This is a genomic window from Mesorhizobium sp. M5C.F.Ca.IN.020.32.2.1 (assembly GCF_004023105.1).
In the GTDB taxonomy this organism is placed as follows: domain Bacteria; phylum Pseudomonadota; class Alphaproteobacteria; order Rhizobiales; family Rhizobiaceae; genus Mesorhizobium; species Mesorhizobium wenxiniae.
On the sequence record NZ_RZSX01001225.1, the window covers coordinates 1 to 1,425 of the forward strand.

The 1,425-nt window shown below is 68.7% G+C and carries 1 protein-coding gene and 1 pseudogene; both read right to left on the reverse strand.

Features of this window, described 5'->3' with window-relative positions; translation table 11 throughout:
* Window positions 1–644 (reverse strand): annotated as a pseudogene (locus tag EOA86_RS34615) (hypothetical protein); the annotation flags it as partial.
* Window positions 641–1,425: Qat anti-phage system associated protein QatB (qatB, locus tag EOA86_RS34620; RefSeq protein WP_206630226.1), on the reverse strand; the 785-nt coding region annotated here is incomplete at its 5' end. The pseudogene EOA86_RS34615 and the gene qatB, both read right to left, overlap by 4 nt.

Here is a 1,425-nt window from a genome sequence, read left to right on the forward strand (position 1 = left end):
AAGCCGAGGCGCGCCCGCAGGGACAACGGCTCGTTTGTTTTGTAATTCTTGCGCAGCAAGTCCAGCAGCAACGTCTGCGCCTTGCTCGTCTCCGAATCCCAGTAATGGCTCACCAGAAGCGGCTTCCCGCCCCCGGCCAGGAAATCCAACGCCCCGACGAGACTGTCCAGACCGCCGGAGAACAGACACACTTCGTCCGGCTCGGCGAGGCCCAGCGACGGCCGCGCCGTTGCGATCGTCGCAAAGGGTGCGGGCCGTGCCCTGAACACGATACGCCAATGGTCGCCCGTCAAGAACCTGAGAGTGCGGGCGAGCAACGCTCCCTGCGCCGCCCACAAGTCAGGCTCACGCACCGGCACCACTAGGTCCAGCTCCCGGGTCCAGCCGTCCTGTGCATTCGCGGAGCGCGAGACGCGGGTGTCGGCCGCGTTGACCATGGCGGCGACGATGACGAGGTCGATCGCGGTTTCCGTCCGCCGGAGACCGAGGTCGGCCAACGTCTGCAGCGCGTTGCCGATGCCGTAATCGAGCCGCTTGTTCGCGGCCACGAACTGGACCGTCACCGGCGTCGCGTCCGGCTGGACGACCGGCACGGCCCCGTTATCCGCCGCACCCAGGCGGCCGACAAACACGAAACGTCTCATGCGCTATCCCCCAGGATGCGGATCAGTTCGAAGGACTGCTCGTAGATGGCCTGGACGAAGGCCTCGACGCCCGCGTAGGGAACTGACGCCAGCGTGCCGCCCGCAGCCGCGAAGCGATCGCGGACGGTGCCCTGGATGAAGTCGTGCAGCGTCCTCTGAATGATCTCGACCGCGGCAACGTCGGTCGGGAGCCGTATGGACCTGCCCCCGATCTCGTTGAACAGCTTGGTCTCGATCGAGCGTGCGAGCGCACCGGTGAACACGGCGTCCAGCACGTCGGGCGTGGCGCCATCGAAAGGCAGATCTCCCGCCGCGCCGAGCTCGCCCACGGTCTCGAGCATCGCGTTCCTCGCAATGGCCTCATCAATCGTCCCGCCGTCAGGGCACAGGAGGTCCGTGAGGGCGAGGAAGACGTCGGCTATCGGGGCGCCGACGAGGCTCTGCAGGTTGAAGAACCGCAGAGCCGCAGCCGGGCCGTTCTGCGCCACCTGACCCAACAGCTGTCCCAGGCCAGTCATCACCCTGCGGGACGGCGCCATGGCACGGGCAGCGTTGCGTGCACCGCCCATGGCTCTGACGTACTTGCCGGCGGCGCGCCTCAGGTCCCTGCCGCCACCCCCGCGCGAGCGGGCCGCACGGGAGAAATCCGAGCGAGCGGAGCCGAGTGGCTTGCCCGCCGCCGGTGACGCCAGCGGGGGCAGCGGCTGTGGCACGGGAACCGGGTTCGGCGGTGTGCCCGACGGGGCAGGAACCGGAGTTGCTCCGGGCTGCCCCGGCGGGG